The organism is Kitasatospora sp. NPDC096204, from assembly GCF_044763205.1.
In the GTDB taxonomy this organism is placed as follows: domain Bacteria; phylum Actinomycetota; class Actinomycetes; order Streptomycetales; family Streptomycetaceae; genus Kitasatospora.
On record NZ_JBIWFT010000002.1, the window covers coordinates 1 to 22,833 of the forward strand.

Annotated in this window: 20 protein-coding genes; 9 read left to right on the forward strand and 11 right to left on the reverse strand. The window is 73.5% G+C overall.

The annotated features are described in order from the left end of the window. Window positions 1-841 (forward strand): IS110 family transposase (locus ACIQ87_RS01780; protein ID WP_402400031.1); only part of this gene is annotated, 841 nt, incomplete at its 5' end. 8 nt (window positions 842-849) lie between these two features. On the opposite strand, the gene ACIQ87_RS01785 is transcribed toward ACIQ87_RS01780, so the two are convergent. Then, a complete protein-coding gene (locus ACIQ87_RS01785) occupies window positions 850-1,512 on the reverse strand; it encodes a LysE family translocator (RefSeq protein WP_402400034.1) in 663 nt (220 codons plus the stop codon). Between the two features lie 86 nt (window positions 1,513-1,598). Between ACIQ87_RS01785 and ACIQ87_RS01790 the strand changes: the two genes are divergently transcribed. Next, window positions 1,599-3,008, forward strand: a complete 1,410-nt coding sequence (locus tag ACIQ87_RS01790; protein ID WP_402400037.1) for a PLP-dependent aminotransferase family protein — start codon at window positions 1,599-1,601, stop codon at window positions 3,006-3,008. An 80-nt stretch (window positions 3,009-3,088) separates the two neighbouring features. Here ACIQ87_RS01790 and ACIQ87_RS01795 read toward each other — a convergent pair whose 3' ends face one another. From ACIQ87_RS01795 to ACIQ87_RS01805, 3 genes are read right to left on the reverse strand one after another with little or no spacing between them, the layout of a single operon-like run. Further along, window positions 3,089-3,994, reverse strand: coding sequence for an SDR family oxidoreductase (locus ACIQ87_RS01795; RefSeq protein WP_402400040.1), 906 nt, complete (start codon window positions 3,992-3,994; stop codon window positions 3,089-3,091). Next, on the reverse strand, window positions 3,991-4,992 hold the full coding sequence (locus tag ACIQ87_RS01800) for an alpha/beta fold hydrolase (RefSeq protein ID WP_402400043.1): 1,002 nt from the start codon (window positions 4,990-4,992) through the stop codon (window positions 3,991-3,993). The genes ACIQ87_RS01795 and ACIQ87_RS01800 overlap by 4 nt, the downstream gene beginning before the upstream one ends. Further along, window positions 4,989-6,599: a flavin-containing monooxygenase gene (locus tag ACIQ87_RS01805; protein ID WP_402400045.1), complete on the reverse strand. Its 1,611-nt coding sequence runs from the start codon at window positions 6,597-6,599 to the stop codon at window positions 4,989-4,991. Before ACIQ87_RS01805 ends, ACIQ87_RS01800 begins: the two co-directional genes overlap by 4 nt. Window positions 6,600-6,801: 202 nt before the next feature. Here ACIQ87_RS01805 and ACIQ87_RS01810 point away from each other — a divergent pair, with 202 nt between their 5' ends. Together ACIQ87_RS01810 and ACIQ87_RS01815 are read left to right on the forward strand one after the other, a co-directional pair. Beyond that, complete coding sequence (locus tag ACIQ87_RS01810) at window positions 6,802-7,590, forward strand: MerR family transcriptional regulator (RefSeq protein ID WP_402400048.1); 789 nt, start codon at window positions 6,802-6,804, stop codon at window positions 7,588-7,590. A 59-nt stretch (window positions 7,591-7,649) separates the two neighbouring features. Then, a complete protein-coding gene (locus ACIQ87_RS01815) occupies window positions 7,650-8,672 on the forward strand; it encodes an ABC transporter substrate-binding protein (RefSeq protein ID WP_402400051.1) in 1,023 nt (340 codons plus the stop codon). Between the two features lie 114 nt (window positions 8,673-8,786). Here the strand turns inward: ACIQ87_RS01815 and ACIQ87_RS01820 are convergent, their stop codons facing one another. The 5 genes from ACIQ87_RS01820 to ACIQ87_RS01840 form a co-directional block, all read right to left on the reverse strand. Next, window positions 8,787-9,716 (reverse strand): CPBP family intramembrane glutamic endopeptidase, encoded by a 930-nt coding sequence (locus ACIQ87_RS01820; protein ID WP_402400054.1) that lies wholly within the window; start codon window positions 9,714-9,716, stop codon window positions 8,787-8,789. 360 nt (window positions 9,717-10,076) lie between these two features. Next, window positions 10,077-11,714, reverse strand: coding sequence for a M4 family metallopeptidase (locus tag ACIQ87_RS01825; RefSeq protein ID WP_402400057.1), 1,638 nt, complete (start codon window positions 11,712-11,714; stop codon window positions 10,077-10,079). Between the two features lie 619 nt (window positions 11,715-12,333). Further along, entirely contained in the window at window positions 12,334-14,388 is a 2,055-nt protein-coding gene (locus tag ACIQ87_RS01830) for a serine/threonine-protein kinase (RefSeq protein ID WP_402400060.1), read from the reverse strand. Window positions 14,389-14,699: 311 nt separating this feature from the next. Further along, entirely contained in the window at window positions 14,700-15,506 is an 807-nt protein-coding gene (locus tag ACIQ87_RS01835) for an alpha/beta fold hydrolase (protein WP_402400062.1), read from the reverse strand. Window positions 15,507-15,682: 176 nt separating this feature from the next. After that, on the reverse strand, window positions 15,683-16,441 hold the full coding sequence (locus ACIQ87_RS01840) for a dienelactone hydrolase family protein (RefSeq protein ID WP_402400067.1): 759 nt from the start codon (window positions 16,439-16,441) through the stop codon (window positions 15,683-15,685). A 236-nt stretch (window positions 16,442-16,677) separates the two neighbouring features. Between ACIQ87_RS01840 and ACIQ87_RS01845 the strand changes: the two genes are divergently transcribed. Further along, complete coding sequence (locus ACIQ87_RS01845) at window positions 16,678-17,040, forward strand: DUF6191 domain-containing protein (protein WP_402400069.1); 363 nt, start codon at window positions 16,678-16,680, stop codon at window positions 17,038-17,040. On the opposite strand, the gene ACIQ87_RS01850 is transcribed toward ACIQ87_RS01845, so the two are convergent. Further along, the gene (locus ACIQ87_RS01850; protein ID WP_402400072.1) at window positions 17,001-17,402 is read right to left on the reverse strand and encodes a VOC family protein; all 402 of its coding nucleotides are present in this window, start codon (window positions 17,400-17,402) and stop codon (window positions 17,001-17,003) included. The genes ACIQ87_RS01845 and ACIQ87_RS01850 overlap by 40 nt on opposite strands. A gap of 66 nt (window positions 17,403-17,468) precedes the next feature. Further along, on the reverse strand, window positions 17,469-18,275 hold the full coding sequence (locus ACIQ87_RS01855) for a (2Fe-2S)-binding protein (protein ID WP_402400075.1): 807 nt from the start codon (window positions 18,273-18,275) through the stop codon (window positions 17,469-17,471). 296 nt (window positions 18,276-18,571) lie between these two features. Between ACIQ87_RS01855 and ACIQ87_RS01860 the strand changes: the two genes are divergently transcribed. The 4 genes from ACIQ87_RS01860 to ACIQ87_RS01875 all read left to right on the forward strand — a co-directional run bounded on the left by ACIQ87_RS01860 (window position 18,572) and on the right by ACIQ87_RS01875 (window position 22,695). After that, entirely contained in the window at window positions 18,572-19,549 is a 978-nt protein-coding gene (locus ACIQ87_RS01860) for a FecCD family ABC transporter permease (RefSeq protein WP_402400886.1), read from the forward strand. Next, window positions 19,546-20,580, forward strand: a complete 1,035-nt coding sequence (locus tag ACIQ87_RS01865) for a FecCD family ABC transporter permease (RefSeq protein WP_402400078.1) — start codon at window positions 19,546-19,548, stop codon at window positions 20,578-20,580. The genes ACIQ87_RS01860 and ACIQ87_RS01865 overlap by 4 nt, the downstream gene beginning before the upstream one ends. Beyond that, window positions 20,580-21,563 carry an ABC transporter ATP-binding protein gene (locus ACIQ87_RS01870; protein WP_402400080.1) on the forward strand — a complete coding sequence of 328 codons (984 nt, stop codon included), beginning with the start codon at window positions 20,580-20,582 and terminating at the stop codon, window positions 21,561-21,563. Before ACIQ87_RS01865 ends, ACIQ87_RS01870 begins: the two co-directional genes overlap by 1 nt. 127 nt (window positions 21,564-21,690) lie before the next feature. Further along, on the forward strand, window positions 21,691-22,695 hold the full coding sequence (locus tag ACIQ87_RS01875; protein ID WP_402400083.1) for an ABC transporter substrate-binding protein: 1,005 nt from the start codon (window positions 21,691-21,693) through the stop codon (window positions 22,693-22,695). Window positions 22,696-22,833 lie beyond the last annotated feature (138 nt).

Here is a 22,833-nt window from a genome sequence, read left to right on the forward strand (position 1 = left end):
GTCGACTTCCGTCCTACGCGGAGCCCCGCCCATCTACATCAACTTCACCAAACCACTTGACAGCAGCCCTATACCCCAAACTTCCCGGCATTGGGGCAAGACCGACGCCCGCGACGCCCACGTGATCGCCGACCAGGCCCGGATGCGCCGCGACCTTCAACCGATTCGTCCCGGCGACGAGGCCGCGATCGAACTCAAGCTGCTGACCGGGCGCCGTGCCGACGCGCGGTTGACGAAGTGGTTGGCCAACCGCAAGGTCCGCAACGCAAGAGCACTTGCCGAGGCGGCAGTTGAGGCTGCCGGGCGGCAGTACACCTCCGTTCCCGGGGAGAAGACCATCGCCAGACTGGTCCACACCCTGGCCGAGGGGGTGATGGCCCTCAACGAGCAGATCGCCGAGATGGACAAGCTCATCGAGGGCCGGTTTCGCGAGCACGAACTCGCCGAGATAGTCGAGAGCGTCCCCGGCATCGGCACCGTCCTCGGCGCCGAGTTCCTCGCCGGCGTCGGCGGCAACCTGGACGGCTTCGCCTCCCCGGACGCCCTGGCGGCCTTCGCCGGCGTCGCCCCCGCGCCCCGCGACTCCGGCAAGGTCAGCGGCAACCTCCACCGGCCGACCGTCTACCACCGCAGACTCCAACGCGTCTTCTACACCTCCGCGCTGGTCAGCATCCGATGCGACCCGAACTCGCGAAAGTTCTACGACCGCAAACGCGCGGAGGGGAAACGGCACGTCCAGGCCGTGATGGCCCTGGCCCGCAGACGCGTCAACGTCCTGTGGGCGCTGGTCCGTGACCGACGGTGCTACCACATCACACCCCCAGCGACCGAGACGGCTTGACAACAACATTAGGAAGCGACGGCCTTGGCGCGGTCCGCCGCGATGTTCACGGCGAGGCCGGCGAGGACGGTGCCCATCGCGTAGCGCTGGATCCGCAGCCAGCCGGGGCGACGGTTGAGGAAGGCCGCGATGCTGCCCGCGCTCACCGCGATCAGGCCGTTGACGGTGATCGCGATCGCGATCTGGGTCAGGCCCAACAGCAGGCTCTGCACGGCGACGTGACCGCGCTCCGGGACGACGAACTGGGGCAGCAGCGAGATGTACATGATGGCGATCTTGGGGTTGAGCAGGCAGGTCAGGAAGCCCATCGCGAACAGCCGGCGCGGCGGGTCCGGCGGCAGCTGCTGCGGGGCGAAGACCGCCGTGCCGCCCGGCTTGACCGCCTTCCAGGCCAGCCAGAGCAGGTAGCCGGCACCGGCCAGCTTGATCGCGGTGTAGAGGACGGGCACCACCGAGAACACCGCGGCCACCCCCGCCGTCACCGCGACCAGGTAGACCAGGAAACCGGCCCCGACCCCGACCAGCGAGATCAGCCCGGCGCGGCGGCCCTGCGCGATCGAACGCGACACCAGGTAGATCATGTTCGGCCCTGGCGACAGCACCATGCCCAGGGCAACGGCGGCGATCCCGAGCACGGCCCGGCCGTCCACGGCGGTTGTCAACGCGTCCATGCGAGGAGGCTAGGCCGGGCAATCGGCTCGATGCAATGATGACTTTGCACTCGGTGCAATGTGAGCCCGCTGGAGGACCGACCCCGATGGACGACTACCGCCTGATCGCCGACCGGATCGCCGCCGAGATCGCGGACGGACGGCTGCGTCCCGGCCAACAGCTGCCGACCCAGCGCGCGTTCGCCCGCAGCAAGGGCATCGCCGGCTCGACGGCCGGGCGCGTGTACCGGGAGCTGGCCCGGCGCGGACTGACCGTGGGGGAGGTCGGGCGCGGCACCTTCGTCCGGGCCGGGCGCGCACCGGACGGCGCCCGGGTCGCGCTCGCGGAGCCGTCCGCCACCCCCGTGGACCTGGAGCTCAACTACCCCTCCGTTCCCGGGCAGAGCGAACTGCTGACGGCCGCACTGGCACCGCTGCTGCGGCCGGACGCACTGGGCGAGGCGCTGCGGCCGGTCGGCGCGGCGGGAACGGGCGCGGCCCGGCGGGCGTTCGCGGGACTGCTCTCGGTCGACGCCTGCGACGCCTGCGACGCGTGCGATGCCTGCGACTCCTGCGACTCCTGGCACGTCGACGCGGCGGACCTGCTGTTCGCCGGCAACGGGCGGCAGGCCATCGCCGGGGCGCTGTCCGCCCTGGTGCCGCCCGGGCAGCGGCTGGGCGTGGAGGAACTGACGTACCCGGTGGTCAGGGCGGTGGCGGAACGCCTGGGCATCGTGCTGGTGCCGCTGGCCGTGGACGAGCACGGGCTGCTGCCGGACGCCGTGGCGGCCGCCCACCGGAGCGCCGGGCCGCTGCGCGCGGTGTACGTCCAGCCTCGCCTGCAGAACCCGCTCGGCGTGAGCCTGCCGCGGGACCGGGCGGTGGCGCTCGTGGCCGTGCTGCGGCGGCTCGACCTGCCGGTGGTCGAGGACGCCGTCTGGTCCTTCCTCCGGCCGGGGTCGGCACCGCTGGCCGCGCTCGCGCCGGAGCGCACGGTGCTCGTGGACAGCCTCTCCAAGCGGCTCGCCCCGGGGCTGACCACCGGGTTCGCGGTCGTCCCGGCGGCGCTGCGCGAGCGGGTGGCGGGAGCGCTGCGCTCGGGCGGGTGGGCGCCGAGCGGCTTCGCGCTGGAGGCGGCGGTGCGCTGGATCGGGGACGGCACGCTGGCCTCGGTGGAGGCCGCGAAGCGGGCCGACGCGACGGCCCGGCAGCTGCTGGCGCGCGAGGTGCTGACGGGGCAGCGGCTGCGGTCCGACCCGGGCTCGTACTACCTGTGGTGGGAACTGCCGCCGGGCCTGCGGGCGGAGGCCTTCGTCGCGGAGGCGGCGCGGGCCGGGGTGTCGATCACGCCGGCGGCGGCCTTCGCCGTCGATCCCCGGCGCTCGCCCTCCGCAGTCCGGGTCGGGCTCGCCTCACCGCCGTTGCCGGTACTGGCGCGGGCGCTGGAGACGCTGGCGGGGATCGCGGCGGGGCGCGGCGAGCAGGCCAGGGGCGGACGGATGACAGCTGACAGCTGACAGATTTCGAAATCTGTCAGCTGTCAGCTGTTCGCTGTCATCTGTTCGCAGCCCGCCGCCGGCCGTCGGACTGTCAGCCATCAGCCGCCCGACCCGCTCCGGCTCCCCCGGGCCACCGTGTCCGCCGCGCCCCCGGCACCGACGGCGCGCAGGCGGCTCGCGGCGGTGGCGGCGAGCTGGGGGGCGAGCCTGGCCACGTCCCGGGAGCCGACCACCGCGATCATGGTCGGCAGCAGCCAGCGGACCGGCTGCATCCCGCGCAGCCAGGCCTGCGCGTAGACGTGGGCGGACCGGCGGGCGATACCCGCGACGATCCGCTCCACTGCGGGTTCCAGCGGGTACGTCTTGTTCGCCGGCCACGGCAGCCGGGATCGCATCTGCTTCAGCACGGCATCCTGGTCGGCCCCGCGCACCATGTCGGTGTCGGTCCAACTCAGGTACCCGACACCGACCTTGACCCCCTGGTACGCCACCTCGGCGCGGATCGAGTGGGCGAAGGCCTCCACCCCGGACTTGCTGGCGCAGTAGGCGCTCATCAGCGGCGCGGGGGTCAGCGCGGCGAGCGAGGCGATCTGGAGCAGGTACCCGCGGCTCTCGGCGAGCGCCGGCAGGAAGGCCCGCGCGGTGGCCACGCTGCCGAGCAGGTTCACCTCGATGACCCGGCTGAACGCCTTGTGGTCGCTGTCGGCCAGCGGCCCGCCGATGGCGATCCCGGCATTGGCGACGACGGTGTCGATCCGCCCGTAGTGCTCCTTGATCCGGCGGGCGGTGTCCTCCAGCGCCTCGAGGTCGGTGACATCCACCTCCCAGCTGGTGGCGGACGGGCCGCACCGCTCGGCGACGTCCTTCAGCTCCTCCGGCTCCAACCCGAGCAGGGCCACCTTGGCCCCGCGCCGGGCGAGCTTGCGGGCCAGCGACGCGCCGACGCCGCGCGCGGCCCCGGTGACGACGACGACCTGCGCGGACAACGGCGGGATGGCATTCATGCGACGGAGGTCCTCTCGTCGACGGAGGCGGGAACGGTGCCGGTGGGCTCGGCAACAGCGACGGAACCGGCGGAACCGGCGGGAGCGGCGGCCAGGTACGCCGAGGCCATCCGGTGGATCTCGGCGGCGACCTCGTCCGGGCGCTCCAGCGGCGACATGTGGCCGACCCCGGGGAGCAGCAACAGCCCCTGTGGGTCCTGGAGTTCGGCGACGATCCGGTGGGCGTGCACCGGCGGGGTCAGGCGGTCGGCGGTACCGACCACCACCGCCGTGGGCGCGGCGAGCCGGGCGAGCCCGGCGTGGACGTCCAGCCGGTCCAGCACCGCGGCCCAGTTGGCGCGGACGGCGGTCGGGCAGGCGTGCACGACCCGGGCCGTCGCCTCGACCTGGCCGGCGGGCGAACCGGGCCCCATGGTCGCGTACTTGAGCGCCACCCGGCTGACCGGCGAGACCGGTCCGAGCGGCAGGCGGGAGCGCAGCAGCTGCCGGTGCAGGAGGCGCCGCAGACCCGGGGAGCGTACGGCCGGTGGCAGGACGGTGAGTTCGGCCACCAGGTCGCCGGGCCCGGTGGAGATCAGGACGGCCGCGGCGGTGCGCTCGGCGACGTCGGGTCGGCCGCCGGCGGCCATGATGGTCATCCCGCCCATGCTGTGTCCGGCCAGCACGGCCCGCTCTCCTGCCGGAACGGTCCGCGCGAGCACGGCGGAGAGGTCCTCGGCCAGTGCCCGGGTCGAGTAGCGGGCCCGGCTGGGCGGGATCTCGCTGTGCCCGTGACCACGCTGGTCGTAGGCCACCACCCGGTAGCGGTCGGCCAGTCGGCGGATCACCGGGGCCCAGAAGGCGGTCGAGCAGGTCCAGCCGTGCGCGAGCACCACGGTGGGCGCGTCGGGCCGGCCGTGCACCTCGGCGTGCAGCCGGATGCCGTCCGCCGACCGGATGCTCAACTCCTCGGCCGGAAGCGGTGGTTCGTACCCCTCGGGGAGGTGGACGCGACTCACGCGGACACCTCCTGGCCGGTGGTGCGGGCGGCGGCCGGTGCGGCGCGCATGATCAGTTCGTACTCCCCGAGGTCGACCTTGCGGGTGGACCGCCGGAACGAGGTGGTGGAGCCGGGCCAGAGCACGGTGTTCTTGCCGTTCGGGTCGAGGTACCAGCTGAGGCAGCCGCCGGTGGTCCAGACGGTGCGGTCCATCCGGTGCTGGAGTTCGAGGTTCCACTGCCGCTGGGCACGCGCGGTGGGCTGCATCGCGGCGGCTCCGATCGAGCCGAGCGTGGTCAACGCGTCGATCATGTAGTTCAGTTGGGACTCGATCATCAGGATCATCGAGCTGTTGCCGAGGCCGGTGTTGGGCCCGATGACGAAGAAGAGGTTCGGGAAGCCGTTCACGGTCGAGCCGCGCAGCGCCTCCATGCCGTCCTTCCACTCCTCCGCCAGGCTGGTGCCGTTGGCGCCGAACACCCGGGCGCCGATGGGCATGTCGGTGACGTGGAAGCCGGTGCCGAAGACGATGGCGTCCACCTCGTGCTCGCTGCCGTCGGCCGCGACCAGGGTGGAGCCGCGCAGTTCGCGCAGGCCGGAGGAGACGACCTCGGTGTTGGCCGCCGCGAGCGCCGGGTAGTAGGTGTTGCTGAGCAGGATGCGCTTGCAGCCGATCCGGTAGTCCGGGGTCAGCCTGGCGCGCAGCGCCGGGTCGGGGACGCCCTGGGCGATGTGGCGTTCGGCGATCCGCTGGACCAGGCGCAGCAGTCCGGGGCGGCGTACGAAGGCGTCGACCTGGATCTCGCGGAGGGCGAAGAGAGTGCCGCGGCGGATCTTGGTGGTGACCGGCAGGCGGCCGTGCAGCCACTTCTCCAGCTGGGTGATCTCGCGGTCGCGGCGCGGCAGCACCCAGGCCGGTGTGCGCTGGAAGACGGTCAGCTTGCCGACCTTGGGCTGGATCGACGGGATGATCTGGGCGGCGGAGGCGCCGGTGCCGACCATGGCGACGCGCTTGCCGGTGAGGTCGAAGTCGTGGTCCCAGCGGGAGGAGTGGAACACCTTGCCGGGGAAGCCGCCGAGCCCGGGCAGGTCGGGGATCTGCGGGTCGGCGAGCGGTCCGGCGGCGGAGACGATGGCGTCGGCGGTCCACTGCCCGGCCGAGGTGGTGATCCGCCAGTGGGTCCGCTCGCTCTCCCAACGGGCTTCCAGTACTTCGGTGTTGAAGCGGAGGTGGGGGCGGAGGCCGAAGACGGTGGCGACCTTCTCCAGGTAGGCGCGGATGTCCGGCTGACCGGAGAAGCTGCGCGGCCAGTCGGGGTTGGGCGCGAAGGAGAAGGAGTAGAGGTGCGAGGGCACGTCGCAGGCGCAGCCGGGGTAGCTGTTGTCGCGCCAGGTGCCGCCGACGGAGTCCGCGCGTTCCAGCACCACGAAGTCGGTGATCCCGGCGCGGCGCAGCCGGACCGCGGCGCCGAGGCCGCCGAAGCCGGAGCCGATCACCGCCACCCGGACGTGCGGGACGGACGCCCGCGCAGCGGCGGTGTCGGTCGCAGCGGCGGTGTCGGTGGCAGCGGCGGTGTCGGTCGCTGCGGACGCGCCGGAGCTGGGGCGCTTGCTGCTGGATGCCATGCGGCAACCTCCTGAGGGTGGGACGGTGATCGTCGCGCTCTCCCGGGGGTCTGCGGCCCCGGAACTTCCCGGGGGCTCGCCTCCGGGACCCTGTCAATCGCGCCAGCAATCACTGGCATGATTGGCAGGGTAGCCCTTGCTGACACCGGATGGAAGAAGCGCGACGGCTCCGGTTCGGGGATCCTTCCGAGCCGACGGTCCTATGCTGATCGCCGTGGACAAGGTCAGAGCTGCTGCGGGCGACAGAAAACGCGAGTACCGGGTGGAGGAACTGGCCGAGGCCGCCGGCATCACCACCCGCACCCTGCGCTTCTACCGCGAGCGCAAACTGCTTCAGCCGCCCCGCAAGGAGGGCCGCATCGCCTGGTACGGCGAGGAGCACCTGGCCCGGCTGCGGATGATCGGCGAGCTGCTCGAGCGCGGCCACACCCTGGGCGGTATCGCCGAGCTGATCGGCGCCGGGGAGAGCGGGCGGGACGTCGCCGGGCTGATCGGGCTGGAGGCGGCGATCGTCGCACCGTGGTCCGACGAGACGCCGGTGCGGCTGGACTGGGAGGAGCTGAAGGCGGCCTTCGGCGACCAGCTCACCGAGGAGAACACCGCCGAGTCGATCGCCCAGGGCTACATCACCGTCGAGGAGGACGGCATCACCCACGTCAGCCGCCGGCTGATGGACGCCACCACCGAGCTGGTGGCGGAGGGGGTGCCGCTCTCGGCGGTGCTGGAGGCGAGCCGCCGTACCTGGGAGCACGTGGACGCCATCGCCGAGATCTTCATCGAGGTGGTCACCGAACACCTGCTCAGCGCGCTCGCCACCGACACCCCGCTGCCGGCCGGCGAGGCGGCCCGGCTCACCGAGCGCATCCTGCGGGTCCGGCCGCTGGCGCGGACCGTCGCGGACGCCCAGTTCACCCTCGCGATGGACCGGCGGGTACACGTCGAGTACGCCGAACTCCTGCGCCAGCGACGGGAGAACGGCTCCGAGGCGTAACCCGGCCGCTGTCCGGGCAGGGATTCCGGCGCCCCGCCCGCACGTTGGAGGTGCCGCCGATGCCCCGACCGCTCAGCCGCCGCACCGCTCTCGGCCTCGCCGCCGGGATCGCCCCCGGGCTCGTGCTCGCCGCGTGCGGGGCCGGCTCCCCTGCCTCGGGCTCCGACTCGGCCGGCTCGTCCGGATCTTCCGGCACGGGCAGGACGGGCGGCACCGGCGGCACCGGCGGGACTCGGACGGTCCGGCACGCGCGCGGCGAGAGCACCGTACCGGCGCGGGCGAGCCGGGTGGTGGCCCTGGACAGCGACGCGCTGGACTCGGTGGTCACCCTCGGGCTCAGCCCGGTCGGCGCCACCACCGTCGCGGCGGGCGCCGCCTTCCCCGCCTACCTGCCCGCCGAGCGGCTGGCCGGCACGAAGCCCGTCGGGGCCATCGGCCAGCCCAGCCTGGAGACGGTCGCCGCACTGCGGCCGGACCTCATCCTGAGCAACCAGGTCCGCGACGACAAGCGGTACGACGAACTGTCGAAGATCGCGCCGACGGTGCTCACCCGGACCACCGGGCCGACCTGGAAGGAGAACGTCCGGCTGCACGCCGAGGCCCTGGGCCGGACGGCCGAGGCCGACACGGCGGACGCGGCGTACCGGGCGAAGCTGCGGGACCTGGTCACCGCGCTCGGCGGGCCGGCCAGGGCGGCGGCCACCCGGGTCGAGATGGCCCGCTTCCTGGCGGGCGCGCCGACCAGGCTCTACCTGAACGACACCTTCGTCGGCTCCCTGTTCAAGGACCTCGGACTCGGCCGGCCCGCCAACCAGGACAAGACCGGCTTCTCGATGGAGATCAGCCCCGAACAGGTCGACCAGGCCGCGGCGGACGTCGTCTTCTACTCCGTGTACGGGGACGAGGCCAAGTCCGACCAGGGGAAGATCACCGGAGGGGCGCTCTGGAGGAACCTGGACGCCGTGCGGAGCGGGCGGGTCTTCCGGGTGGACGACAGCCTGTGGATGCTCGGCATCGGCTACACCGGGGCCGGGCTGATCCTGGACGAGATCCGCAAGGACCTGGTGCCGGCGGTCGGGTGACGGGCGACAGGTGACGGGCGACGGATTTCAGATGTCAGCTGACAGCTGACAGCTGACAGCTGACAGCTGACAGCTGACAGATTTCATCATCTGTCAGCCGAACTCCGTCATCTGTCACCGACCGCCCGTCGGCGCCAGCCGCCCGGTGCACGCGAGGAAGGCCACGAACCCGCCGAGGACGATCCAGCCGGGCCAGCCCGCCAACGACATGGTGAGCGGGTCCAGCTCGGCGTCCGGGTCCGCGAACTCCCGGACCATGGACACGCTCATGCTGCTCGCAAAGGCGTGCGCCACCACCGCCGGGACGACCGACCCCGAGCGCAGCCTCAGCCAGGTGAAGACCGGCACGACGAGCACACAGCTCACCGTCAGCGCGGGCACCGCCAGGTACCAGGGCCGTCCCGGGTACTGGCCGCCCATCAGCAGTGTCGGCAGGTGCCAGAGCGCGAAGGCCGTCCCGGTGAGCAGGTACGCCCGCACCAGCGCCGCCGTACCGCCGCCACCCCCGTAACCGTGGACGCGGCCGTGCTGCAGCAGCCGGGGGAAGAGGAAGCCCTGCCAGCCGATCTCCTCACCGAAGAACAGTGGCAGCGACAGCACCATCCCGATCGACCCCCGGACCGCCCACGCTCCGACCCGCCCCGGGTCCAGCGAGCCGAAGCCGGCGAAGGGGTAGCTGCCCACCAGGGCGCCGAGCACCAGCGCCGCGGCCGTCAGCCCGCCGAGCACCCCGAGCGGCAGCAGGCAGGCCCGGACCGCGAGCCACCGCGGCTGCGGCAGGCGCAGCGCGAGCGCCTCCCGTACCCCGCCGCCGCGCTCGACGAAGCGGACCACGAGCAGCGCCGCCAGCGCCGGGGCCAGCATGGCGGCCCCGATGCAGAGTTGCTCCAGGGCGCCGGTCTCCTCCCGGGCGTCGGCCCGCCGGTACCCGTCGGCGAGCAGCGGCGCCATCGCCGCCCACATCCCGGCGTAGGCGAGCACGAGGTAGACCAGCAGGCCGCGCCGCCGGACGGCGCTCGTCGGGGTTCGCGTCAGTAGCGTCATGTCGGGGACGCTACGGAACCGCGCTCCACCCCGGAACCAAGTGCACTGCCGCCCCGGGTAGTTGTCCACTACCACCGCGATGGTCGAGTTTTCTGGGTGTACGGGAGCCCGGCAGAGGTGCTACTTCACGCCCCGCGCTCCGCCGCCCACCGCCCGTCGTGCCGCGAGCCACCACGAAAGCTGCACGAGAAGGAAAATTGACGTATCGTCAGGCGTCACACAGCGGAAGCGACGGTGGTCCGCTCACCGTCGCCCCCGCCGTACTCCCCCGCCGGCCGGCACCCACGGCCCGGCGGGGCCTCGACACTGTCCCGGGCCGGGCCTGATCGGCTCAGGCCCGGGCCTCGACCTCGGTCCGGATCAGTTGACGTTGACCGCCGTCCAGGCGGCGGCGACCGCGTTGTACTCCGCACTGCCCGAGCCGTACAGGTCGGCCGCCGCGCTGAGGGTGCCCGCGCGGGCGCCCGCGTAGTCGGTGGTGGAGGTGAAGTACGTGGTCAGCGCGCGGTACCAGATCTGCGCGGCCTTGTCCCGGCCGATGCCCGCGAGCGTGGAGTTGTCGTACGTCGGGCTGTCGTAGCCGAACCCGTTGATCGTCTTCGCGCCGCTGCCCTCGGACAGCAGGTAGAAGAAGTGGTTCGCCACCCCGGACGAGTAGTGCACGTCGAGGTTGCCGACGTTCGCGTCCCAGTAGTCCGCCGAGCCGCCGTCCTTGCTCGGCTGGTCCATGTAGCGCAGCGGGCTGCCGTCGCCGCGCAGGTTGATCAGCTCGCCGATCCAGTAGTTCGGCGGGTTGGAGGGCAGGTTGGCGTACCACTCGACCATCGTGCCCATGATGTCCGAGGTGGCCTCGTTGAGGCCGCCGGACTCGCCCGCGTAGTTGAGGTTGGCGGTCGCCGCGGTGACGCCGTGGCTCATCTCGTGGCCGGCCACGTCGATCTCGGTGAGCGGTGCGGTGTTGTTGCTGCCGTCGCCGTACGACATGCAGAAGCAGCTGTCGTCCCAGAAGGCGTTGACGTAGTTGGAGCCGTAGTGCACCCGGCTCAGGGCGCCGACGCCGTCGTTGCGGATGCCGCTGCGGCCGAAGGTGCTCTTGTAGAAGTCCCAGGTGGTGGCGGCACCGAACTGGGCGTCCACGGCGGCGGATTCGCGGTTGTTGACGGTTCCGTCGCCGAAGCTGTTGCTGGTGTTGGCGAACAGCGAGCCGGTTCCGTCGGTGCCGTTGTTGAGGTCGCTGGTGGACTGGCCGCCACGGCTGTCGTCCTTCAGCCGGTACTCCGAGCCGCTCTGGGCGGTGGTCAGCGGGACCTGGCCGACGAAGACGCCGTTGCCGGTGCCGGCCGCGGTCTGGACGGTCTCGTGGGTGGCGAGGGTGCGGCCGTCGGTGGCGTCGGTGACCAGGATCTGGCGGCTCGGGGTGCCGTCGGCGCGCAGGCCCTCGACCGTGGTGCGGTACGCCAGGCGGGGGTTGCCGTCGGTGGCCCAGACCACCAGCTCGGCCCGGCCGGCCTGGTGGACCTCGGTGAGCGGCGACTCGTCGGCGTCGGTGGTCACCCCGACGGTGGCCCTGACCGTCGCGGTGACCTGCGTGACGGCCTGGTCGACGGAGAGCTTCGGGGTCAGGTTCGGCAGCGTGATCCGTGCCGCGACCGCCTTGTCGACCGACTTCACCGAGCCGTCGGCCTTCTGGTGCACGACGAGGTCGCCGCCGATCACCGGCAGGCCGGCGTAGGTGCGCTCGAAGCGCAGGTGGCGGGTGCCGTCCTTGTCCAGCACGGCGTCCTTGGCGACCAGTTGCTCCTTGTCGCCGAGCTTGAGCACCTCGGCCAGCGGGCCGGCCTGACCGGCCGCCAGCTTGAGCACGGTCGCGTGCTGCTGGGCGGCCTGGGCCTGCAGCGAGGGGGCGGGAGCGGCCTGGGCGGCGGTGCTCACCTGGATCACACCGGTCAACAGGGCCGTGGCCGAGAGTACGGCGACGGCCGCGAGCTTACGCTTCACGTACGAGTCCTTCCGGGAAACCGCGTCATGGGCGCGGTCGTACCTCGTCCCGGGGGGCCGGGTCGGCACACCTGTGGGGCGGGACGGGCACTGACGTGCGGGAACCCCCGTGCAGTCGAGCGGCTCGCCACCGAGGGGTGGGGGTGGGGCTACCGCTGAGGGATGACCAGAAGCATGACAATCCAGCAGATGAATTGACAGGTCTGGCTCAGCTATTGGCCAGGTCCCGCCATTGGGTAAAGGGCGTCCAATCGACGGGCATACCGGGGCGATTCACCACATCCCGTCGCGGGTTTCGCCCCGCATGACGGCCGACCGCCTGCGCCTACGGGCACTCAGCCGCCGAACGCCGGGGGGACTCGCGCACCAGGCCGGCCGTCGATCGACTTTTACATGTGTGTAGAAGATTCCATACGGTCCCTTGACACCCGGGTGGCGAGGTCCCGCCACCCGAACCCCCTTGCCCGCCTGGAGGGTTCCTGCTAGCGGCGCGCGTCGGCCCGGGCCTGCGCCCGGGACCGTGGCCGGACCTGCGGCCGGGGCTGAACCCGGCCCTGAACGCGGGCCTGAAACCAGGTCTGTAACCGGGTCTGTAACCGGGCCTGCGCCGCCCGGGCCGTCACTGGAGCCGCCACTCCTGGGCGGTGTTCCCAGGGGTGCAGGCGACCATGGTGACCGCGTTGCCGGGGCCGTTGTTGGTCATGCAGATCTGGTTCTGGTAGTCGCCGAGCGTGTACGAGCCGGCCGAACTCCCCGTGCGGACCGTCCAGTTGGTGAGGAAGCTGAATCCGCTGTTCAGGACGACCTTCCCGTCCATCGTCTGGACCATCAGCGGGCCGCCGTTGTTGCAGGCGTTGAAGAGGATCCACGAGCCGGGGTTGGTCGATCGCACCCAGCCGTACTGCGGGTGGCCTCCGACCACGATCGGGTTGTCGCCGTTCAGGTTGTCGTCGCGCATGCCGATCGCGCGGCCGTCCTTCACGCTGACGATGCTGCCCCAGCTGTTGCCGCCGCAGGAGGCGGGCCGGCTCGGGCTCTGCGGGGCGCCGGTGGAGCCGCCACCGGTGGTCTGCGCCGGGGGCTGCGGGTTCTGGTTGGCGGGCGGGTTGGCCGGGTTGCCGCCGACGGGCTGGTTCGCCTGGCCGGCCGACGCCCCGCCCGCGGCCGTTCCCGTACCGCCGGTCCGGCCGGCGCCGGAGCCACCCGGGCCCCCGCTGCCGCCCTGACCGGCCGCCGGGACCTGGGCGGGCGGGAGTTGCGGCTGGCCCTGGGCGGCGCCGGGCACCGGCTGGTCGGGCCCCGGGGTGGCCGCGGGGGTGTCGGTCGGTGCCGGGGCGGCGGGCGCGGTCGTGGTCGCGGGCGTGGTCGCCGACGTGGCGCCGCCCGGGTTCGCGGGGGCGGTGACCACCACGGTCGACTGCGCGCCTGGCGGCAGGGCCGCGTCGGAGCCGCCGGCGCCGCGGTCGATCAGCAGGACGGTCGCCGTGCCCATCGAGATGACGACGGGGATGACGACGGGCACCAGCAGGGTGCGCCGCGAGCGCCGTCGGCCCGGTTCGGTGGGCGCCTGCGGCCCCACCTTCGCGACCTCGTCCGGCGCCGGGGCGCCGCCCTTCGCCAGGTCCACCGCGGCACCGCCCCCGGCCGGCTCCGCCGCACCGCCCTCGGGCCGATCCGCCGCACCGCCCTCGGCCCGATCCGGCGTGCCCCGCTCGGCCGGCTCCACCGCACCGGCACCGCCCGCGGCCCGCTCGCCCGCACCGGGCCGCAGCGGGATGGTCCCGCCGGCCACCGCGCCGGCCTTCCCGGGCCCCTGCGCGCCTACGGCGCCGCCCTCCCCCGCGAGCGCCGCACGGGCCGCACGGGCCGCCGACGCCATCGCGGCGGCGTCCGCGTACCGCTCCTCGGGCTTCTTGGCGAGCGCCCTGGCGACCAGTGCCCGCACCGACACCGGGAAGGTGTCCGGCAGTTGCGGCACTGGCTGGTTGACGTGCTTCAGCGCGATCTGGAGCGGCCCGTCACCGGAGTACGGCGGCCGGCCGACCAGCAGCTCGTAACAGACCACGCCGATCGAGTAGAGGTCGGTGGCCGGCCCGAGGTCCGCGCCCTCGGCCTGCTCCGGGGACATGTAGAGCGCGGTGCCGATGATCGCGAACGGGGCGGTGAGCTTGGTGCTGGCGAGCGCCCGGGCGATGCCGAAGTCGGTGACGGCCACCCGTCCGTCGGCGCGCACCATCAGGTTGGAGGGCTTGATGTCCCGGTGCACGATCTCCCGCCGGTGCGCGGCGTGCAGCGCGTCCAGCGCGCCGGCCACCAGGTCGAGGACGCGCTCGACGCCCATCGGGCCGGTGTCCTTGAGCACCCGGTCCAGCGGACGGCCGTCGATCAGCTCCATGACGATGTAGGCGCAGCGCTCCTCGCCGTCTCCGCCGCTCTCGCCGTAGTCGTGGACGCCCACCACGCCGGGGTGGTCGACCGCGGCGACCAGCTGGGCCTCGCGGCGGAAGCGCTGGGCCGAGGTCTCGTCCTCCAGCAGCTCCGAGCGGAGGATCTTGACCGCGACCCGCCGCGCCAGCACGGTGTCCTCGGCCTTCCAGACCGACCCCATCGCGCCGCCGCCGATCTTCTCGACCAGCTCGTATCGCCCACCGAGCACGGTGCCCGCGCCGCTCATACCCCTGCCCCCCGGTGTCATGACCCCGCCCCCGCGGGTTGTCGGCACACAGTGTGCCAGAGGGTGTCGAGGACTCAGTCGCACAGGTCCGAACAGGAATTGAGCATCAGTTGTCAGTCGACGAGGAAGTACCGAGCACGATCCGCGACTTCCCGGACGGCCGCGACGACTGCCCGCGGCCGGCCGGACCGGATGGCATGACCGGCGCCGCGGACCGTGCCATGCGTTCCCCGGACGGCGCTCCTCGCGATGCCCGCCTGCCGGGCGGTCCGCTGGGCGCGCATCGCCCGGGGGCAGCCCCCGGGTCGCGCTCAGGACCGCCGGCGGCACCTCGGGCGGGGCGGTGCCTCGGCGCGGTGACGGCGGATCTCGGGGACGGCGGTCGCGGTCAGCCGCTGCTCGGCGAGGATGGCCCGCCGCTGGTGCCGGTGCGCGATCACGGCCGTCTCGGCCCGGTCGAGCGGCTCGTCCGGTTCGATCGCCGTCGGTGACAGCGCCGCGCGCGACAGCGCCTTCCGCGACAGTGCCGCCCGGTACAGCGCGTTCCGCGACGGTACCGCCCGCGGCAGTGCCGCCCGGCACAGCCAGGGCCGGGTCAGCGCGGCCTCGGCGACCCGGACGGACCGGGGCTGGAACTCCTCGTACGCCGGGTCCACCAGAACCAGCCCGGCCACCGGCTCGGGCCGGCGCCAGGCGAGGAGTCGGGCCGGCCGGCCGCCCCAGCTGTGCCCGACCAGGATGGCCGGTCCCGCGTTCAGGTGCCGCACGAGGGCGTCCAGGTCGGCGAGTTGGCCGTCCGACGTCGGGACGGTGGCATGCTCGGGCTCACTGGCGCCCAGCCCGGCCCGGTCGTACGCCGCGTCCCGCCCGCACCGGACGAGTTCGGGCGGGACGGCCGACCAGCCGGGCGCCGTGCTGCCGCACCCCGCGATCAGGCCTACGGGGGCGACGCCGCCCCGACCGGCCTCCACCCAGCGCAACGTCCTTCCACCACGGTCCAGTTCGCCGGTGCGAACGCCGCCGGGCAGGTGCGCGCCGAGCGCCCGCGCGATGGCCTCCTGGATCCTCCGCAGCCTCGGCCCGGCGGGTGCCCCCCGCTCGCCCTGGCTGGTGTTCATGCGCCGCCCCTGAAGCCCTCGCTCGACCCCTCCCCCCGGGGCCCGGTGCCGACGGACCTGCGACCAGCCGGGCGGGCAACCGCCCGGACGTCTCCCCTGGCGGGACACCGGCCCGGCCGGGTAGCTGCCGCCGGATTGGTGTCCGGCCGACGGGTCGGCCGGGTCGGGAGCCGGCCTCAGGCCGGCAGGACCCGCTTCAGCAGGCCGAGCAGCGCCTCCCAGTGTCGTTCGGCGGCCACCGCGTCGTAGCGGGTGGTGTCGGCCTGGGTGTAGCCGTGCGGGGCGCCGGCGTAGACCTCGGCCCGGTACCGGACGCCGGCGGCGGTGAGGGCCTCGGCGAGCCGGTCGATCTGCTCGGGCGGCAGCGCGGGGTCGTCGTCCGCGTGGCCGAAGTACAGCTCGGCGGTGATCCGGTCGGCTCCCAGGTGCGGGCTGTCCGGGAGGTCGGTGGCGAGGCTGCCACCGTGGAACCCGGCCGCGACGGCGATCCGCTCCGGGTGGCTGGCGGCCGTGCGCAGCGCCAGCAGGGCCCCGCGGCAGTAGCCGGTCAGGCCGACCGGGCCGTCCTGGACCAGCGGGGACTCGGCGAGCCAGCGCAGGTACGCGTCCGCGTCGCGGGCGGTCGCCTCCGGGGTGAGCGTGTCGAGCAGCGGGACGAGCCGGCCGAAGAGTTCGTCGGCCTGGTCCAGGTCTATGAGTTCCGGCAGTTCGACGACCGGCGCGCGACCGTTGCGGTAGTAGGCGTTGGGGACGAGCACGGTGTACCCGGCGTCGGCCAGCCGGTCGGCCATGGCCTCCAGGTGCGGCCGGAGCCCGAAGGCGTCCATGTAGAGGATGACGCCGGGGTGGGCCCGACCGTCGTCGGGGTGGGTGAGGTAGGCGTCGGCGGTGCCGTCCGCCGTCGGGATGTCCACGAGGGTTCCGCGCACGGGCATGGTGAGGGGCGCTCCTTCCGGTTCGTCCGGCAGCGTATCCGGTGGGCCAACGGCCCGCCCATGCGCTTTTCGCCACAACACGGCCTCGCCCTCACGGTGTGACCGCCGCTCACAGCGCGGCCCCCGTGCACAGCGCGTCCTCGTGCACAGCGCGTCCTCGTACGGCGGCGCGGCCATGATGCACGGCCACGGCGTGCCCGGGGAACGCTGGGGCCCCGCGGGGGCGTTGAGCGGGCATGGGGTGGATCGTGGGTGTGACGGCGGTGGTCGCGGCGGTGGTGGGGCTGGTCCTGCTGGCGGCGTGGCAGGTCCAGGACGAGGCCTCGCCACGGCCGCGTCAGCGCGGGCCGGGGACGGGGCTGGGTGTCGGCGGGCTGGAGGAGCTGCACGCGCTGTTCAGTCCGGGCAAGCAGGTGCAGATCGAGCAGAAGCACGAGCGGCTCGTGCTGCGGGACGACGCGCAGGCCGGAGCGCCGCCGCACTTCGGCGTGGACCTGGACCGGGGCGTGGCGGTGCTGCCCGACGGCGCCGGCGGGCGGGCGCCCGGGGAGAAGGGGACTCAGGACTCCCAGGTGCGGGAGCAGAGCACCAACCGGTAGCCGTCCGGGTCGGCCATCGTCACGCCGTACTCCTCCCAGTACGGGTTGTGGGACTCGACCCGGGTGCCTCCGGCCTCCTCCAGCCGGGCGACCAGGGCCTCGTCCACCGGGGCGCCGAGGTAGACGACGAACAGGTCCTCCACCGTCGGGGTGGGCTCCAGCGGCCGTTCCGGGTCGTGGGTCAGCTCGAAGTGCCAGCTGCCGCCGGACGGACCGACCATCAGCAGGTCGTGCTTGCCGGACACCCGCTCGGTGCTGCGCCACTGCACGTCGAGACCGAGGCCGCCGACGTAGAAGCGCTCGGCCGCCGCGAGGTCACGCGAGGGGCGGGCGATCCGTACCCGCGTCGTGGAATCGATCATGCGGGTGACCATAGCCGATGCCACTGACAGTGAACGGGCCCGTACGGCAGCGCTGTGGACGGACCGTCAGAGACGGCCCAGCCGCTCCTCGTCGGAGGTCCGCGGGCAGGTCAGGCAGGCGGTCGCGGCGGGACCGACGGCGTAGTAGAGGCAGCAGCCGAGCCGGGTGCGGGTGTGGTGCGCGCGCCCGTCGGGGGTGCGCAGGCGGCGGAAGTCGGCACCGCCGGGGAGCGGCAGGGTGCCGCCGGGCAGGACGGCCTCGGCGGCGGCGACGGAGGCGTCCTCCTCGCCGAGCATCCGGCCGAGGTACCAGAGGGCGGAGGCCAGATCGTCCGTCACCATGCCCCAGAGCGCGCGGTCGCGGCGCCGGGTGGGCCCGGCGAACGCGGCGAGCACCGGTCCGAGGTGCGCGACCACGGCGGCCCGCAGTTCGGCGCGCAGCTCGTCGTCGCCGGGGAGGGAGACGTGCCCGCGCGGGCGCAGGGCGAGCGCACCGGTGGGGGCGTGCAGCCAGAGGTCGGCGGGGTCGACGACGGGGACCCGGCGGGCGAGGTGCCAGGGCCCGGCGATCAGCAGGCAGGCCGACCAGGCGTAGTGGTGGAGCAGCCGGGAGGCGGTGACGTGCGGTCGCGGGGAGCGGCCGTGCTCCTCGGCGATGCGGGCCTCCGCGCCGGCCAGGACGGCGGCCAGCGCCCGTTCGTCGGCGGCGAGTTCGGCTCCGGAGTACCAGCCGTCGGCGGCGCGCGGGTCGGGCTCGGCGGCATCGAGCAGGCGCAGTTCGAGCACCGGGCAGAGCTCCAGCAGCAGCCGGAAGTCGGCGACGAGCGCCGAGGACGCGACGGACACCGAGGACGCAGCGGGCGCCACGGGCATGGGTGTTCCGGGAACCATTGACACTCCCGTGATCGATTCTGCATGATCGATTAAGGTGAGGCTCACCTTACAACGCTTCGCGGCGTCGAGCGGCACCGGGCAGTCCGACCGGCCCCGGCCGGCCTCGACCGCTCCCGCCGGCCCGTCGCCCGACGACCCATCGCCCGACGGCTCGCTCCCACGGTCGAGCCGGCCGAAGCTTGACGAATTTAGGTAAAGCTAACCTAAGATATTGCTTCGTGCTGAGAACCGACCCGCCGGCCTCCACAGCCCCGGCGACGCCTCGTTCTCCGGCGATCCGGCAGCCCCTGCTGCTGCTCGCCGGCGTGTGCGCGCTCGTGCTGTGTGCCGCCCTGAGCCTCGCTCTGGGCTCCCGCTCCATTCCGCTCTCCACCGTGGTCGACGCCCTCACCGGTGCCGCCCACGGCGGTGACGCCGATGTGGTGACGGGCCTTCGGGTCCCGCGCACCCTCATCGGACTGGCGGTCGGGGCCGCGCTCGGCGTCGCCGGGGCGGTCGCCCAGGGCGTCACCCGCAACCCGCTGGCCTCCCCGGTCACCCTCGGCATCAACGCCGGCGCGAGCCTCTTCGTGGTCGCCGCGATCTACGCGCTGGACCTCGCCCGCCCGGTCGAGTACGTCTGGTTCGCCTTCGCCGGTGCCGCCGTCGCCGCCGTCGGCGCGTACGCGATGTCCCGGCGCGGCGGGGACCTCGACCCGGTCCGGCTGGCGCTCGGCGGCACCGTGCTCACCGTGGTGCTCACCTCCTGGACCTCCGCGCTGATGCTGGCCAGTCACCGCACCCTGGACGAGGCGCGGTTCTGGCTGGCCGGCTCGATCGCCGGTCGGCACCTGGACACCCTCGCCCCCGTCCTGCCCTTCCTCGCCCTCGGTCTGGTCGGTGCCCTCGCCATCGCGCCCGCGCTCAACGCGCTGGCGCTCGGCGACGAGACGGCGCAGGCGCTGGGCGTGCCGGTGGCCCGGATCCGGCTGGCCGGCGGGCTGGCCGTGGTACTGCTCGCGGGCAGCGCCGTCGCCGTGGCCGGACCGGTGGCGTTCATCGGACTGGCCGCACCGCACCTGGTCCGTCCGCTGCTCGGCAACGACCACCGCTGGCTGCTGCCCGGCTGTCTGATCACCGGTCCGCTGCTGCTGCTCGGTGCCGACGTGCTCGGCCGGCTGGTGGTCCGCCCGTCCGAGATCGAGGTCGGCATCGTGACCGCCTTCCTCGGCGCGCCGCTGCTCGCGGTGCTGGCCCGGAAGGTGGCCAAGTGAGCACGATCGCGCTGCCCGTCCGGGGCCTCGCCCGCCGCCGTGCCCGTACCGCCGCCTGGTCGCTGGTGGCCGCCGCGCTGCTGGTGCTGCTGACCGGGATCGCACTCGGCACCGGCCAGGTCGGCATCCCCGTCTGGGACGCGCTGCGCGCGCTGGTCGGGCAGGGCGACCCCGGGAACGTCCTGGTGGTGCGGCAGTTCCGCGCGCCCCGGGTGGTCTCGGCGCTGATCGCGGGTGCCGGGCTGGCGGTGGCCGGCTCGATCCTCCAGCGGCTGTTCCGCAACCCGCTCGCCGCGCCCGACACCATCGGCATCACCGGCGGCGCGTCCTTCGGCGCGGTGCTGATGCTCGCCACCGGCGCCTCCCAGCAGCTGATCCCGCTGGCCGCGGTCGGCGGCGGGCTGCTCGCGGCGCTGCTGCTCGGCGGCTTCGCCTGGCGCTCCAAGATGGCCGTCACCCGGCTGGTGCTGGTCGGCCTGGCGGTCCAGCAGGGCCTGGCCGCCGCCGTGAACCTGATGATCGTACGGTTCCCGGCCGAGCTGGCCTCCTCCGCGCTCCAGTGGACCACCGGCTCGCTCTACGGTCGCAACTGGACCGAGGTGTGGATCGGCGGCACCGCGATCGCGCTGACCGCCCTCGCCCTGCTGCTCTGCCAGCGGCGGGTCGCAGTGCTCGACCTCGGCGACGACTCGGCCGGCGGCCTCGGCCTCAACCCGGCCCGGGACCGGCTCTGGCTGCTGCTGCTCACCATCACCCTGGCCTCACTGGCCGCCGCGCTCACCGGGCCGGTCGCCTTCGTCGCACTCGCCGTCCCGCACCTGGTCCGGCTGCTCGCCGGGCCGCCGACCCTCGGCACGCTCGGCCTCACCGCGCTCACCGGCGCCGTGCTGCTGCTCTCCGCCGACCTCCTCGTGCTGCACGTGATCCCCGTCCACGGCCTGCCGGTCGGTGCCGTCACCGCCACCCTCGGCGCGCCCTGGCTCCTGGTGCTGATGATCCGCCAGGGCCGGCTTCCCCAGAGGAGCAGCTGATGACCTCCGTCGAGACGACTGCCGGGACGGGCCCGGCCGCACCGGCGGCTACCGGTACGGCCGCCGGTTCCGGTGCGACCGCCCGTGCCGCTGCTGCCCCCGGTGCCGCCGGTGCCGCTGGTGTCGCCGGTGCCGCTGGTGTCGCCGGTGCCGCCAGTGCCGCCGGTGCCGCCGCGAACCGGCTCGCCGCCAGAGGCCTCGGCCTGCGCTACGGCGACCGGACCATCGTGGACGGACTCGACCTCGAACTGCCCGGCAACGCCGTCACCGCGATCGTCGGGCCGAACGCCTGTGGCAAGTCGACGCTGCTGCGCGGCCTGGTCCGGCTGCTCGACCCGGCCGCCGGGACGGTCACCCTGGACGGCGCCGACATCCACCGGATGCCCGCCCGGGCGCTCGCCAAGCGGATGGGCCTGCTGCCGCAGCAGCCCGTCACCCCGGAGGCCGTCACCGTCGAGGCGCTGGTGCGGCTCGGCCGCTACCCGCACCAGCGGATGCTCAGCCCGTGGTCCAAGGCGGACCAGGCGGCGGTCGAGGAGGCGCTGGAGCGCACCGGCACCGCCGAGCTGCGCGACCGCCAGGTGGACCGGCTCTCCGGCGGGCAGCGCCAGCGGGTCTGGATCGCGCTGGCGCTCGCCCAGGAGACCGACCTGCTGCTGCTGGACGAGCCGACCACCTTCCTGGACCTGCGCCACCAGCTGGACGTCCTCGACCTGGTCGCCGACCTGCACGCCCAGGCCGGGCGCACCGTCGTGATGGTGCTGCACGACCTCGGGCAGGCCGCCCGGTACGCCGACCACCTGGTGGTGCTCAAGGACGGTCGGCTCGCCGCCGCCGGTCCGCCGTCGGAGGTGCTGACGGCGGAGCTGGTGGAAGCCGTCTTCCAGGTGCCGTGCCGGGTCGTGCCCGACCCGGAGACCGGGACTCCGCTGGTCGTGCCGCGTGCGCGCGGACGCGGCGGCGCCACTGCGTCCGCCTCGTGAACCCGGCCTCCTGAGCCCCGCCTCGTGACCTGCGGCCGCTGACCTCCGCCCTGCCGAACTCCCCCGTCCCGTCCCCTCCCCGTCCCCCTGCTCGGGCCGACCGCCCGAACCGATCCAAGGAACCCCGATGAACCGCCGACTCCCTGTCGCCGTCCTCACCGTCGCCCTCTCGACCACCCTGCTCGCCGCCTGCGGCAGCAACGGGGACGGCGCCGCGTCGGGCGGCGACTCCGCGTCGTCCGCGTCCTCCGCCTCGGCCGCAACCGCCGCCGGGTTCCCGCGCAGCGTCAAGCACGCCGCCGGAACGGCCCAGATCAAGAGCCAGCCCAAGCGCGTCGTGGTGCTGGACAGCGGCGAGCTGGACGACGTCACGCTGCTCGGCATCACGCCGGTCGGCGCGGTGTCCCCGCACATGAAGACCGAGGGCGGGTTCCCGAACTACCTCAAGGACAAGATCAAGGACACCAAGGACGTCGGCCCGATGAACGAGCCGAACCTGGAGCTGATCGCCTCCCTCAAGCCCGACCTGATCCTCTCCTCCAAGGTCCGCCACGCCAAGGTGTACGACCAGCTGAACGCGATCGCCCCGACCGTGCTGGCCGAGACCACGGGCTTCCCGTGGAAGGAGAACCTCGCGCTGTACGCCCAGGCGCTCGGCCGGGAGGACGACGCGAAGAAGGCGCTGGCCGACTACGAGGCGCGGGCGAAGAAGCTCGGCGAGGAGATCAGGGCGAAGAACAACGGGACGATGCCGACGGCTTCGGTGGTCCGCTTCGTGGCCGGCCCGACCCGCCTGTACGCCAAGGCCTCCTACAGCGGCGTGGTGCTCAAGGACGTCGGCCTGGCCCGTCCGGCCTCGCAGGACGTGGAGCAGAACATCGTCGAGGTCAGCGCCGAGCAGATCAGCCAGGCCGACGCCGACCTGGTGTTCGTCACCACCGCCGACGACCCGAGCAAGACCAAGGAGAGCGAGGTCCAGCAGACCCCGGTCTGGCAGGGCCTCAACGCCGTCAAGAACAACAAGGTGTTCAACGTCCCGGACGAGACCTGGATGTCCGGCATCGGCGTCCAGGCCGCCGACGCGATGCTCGTCGACATCGCCAAGGCCGCGGGCGTGGACGCGCCGAAGTAACCGTCGACAGCCGGGGCGAACAGATGACAGCCGTCGGACGACCGACGACAGATGACAGATGACGGATTTCGGATAACAGATTTCGAAAGTTGTCAGCTGTCATCTGTTCGCCCTCCCGCCTCCGCCAGCCCCCGAGGA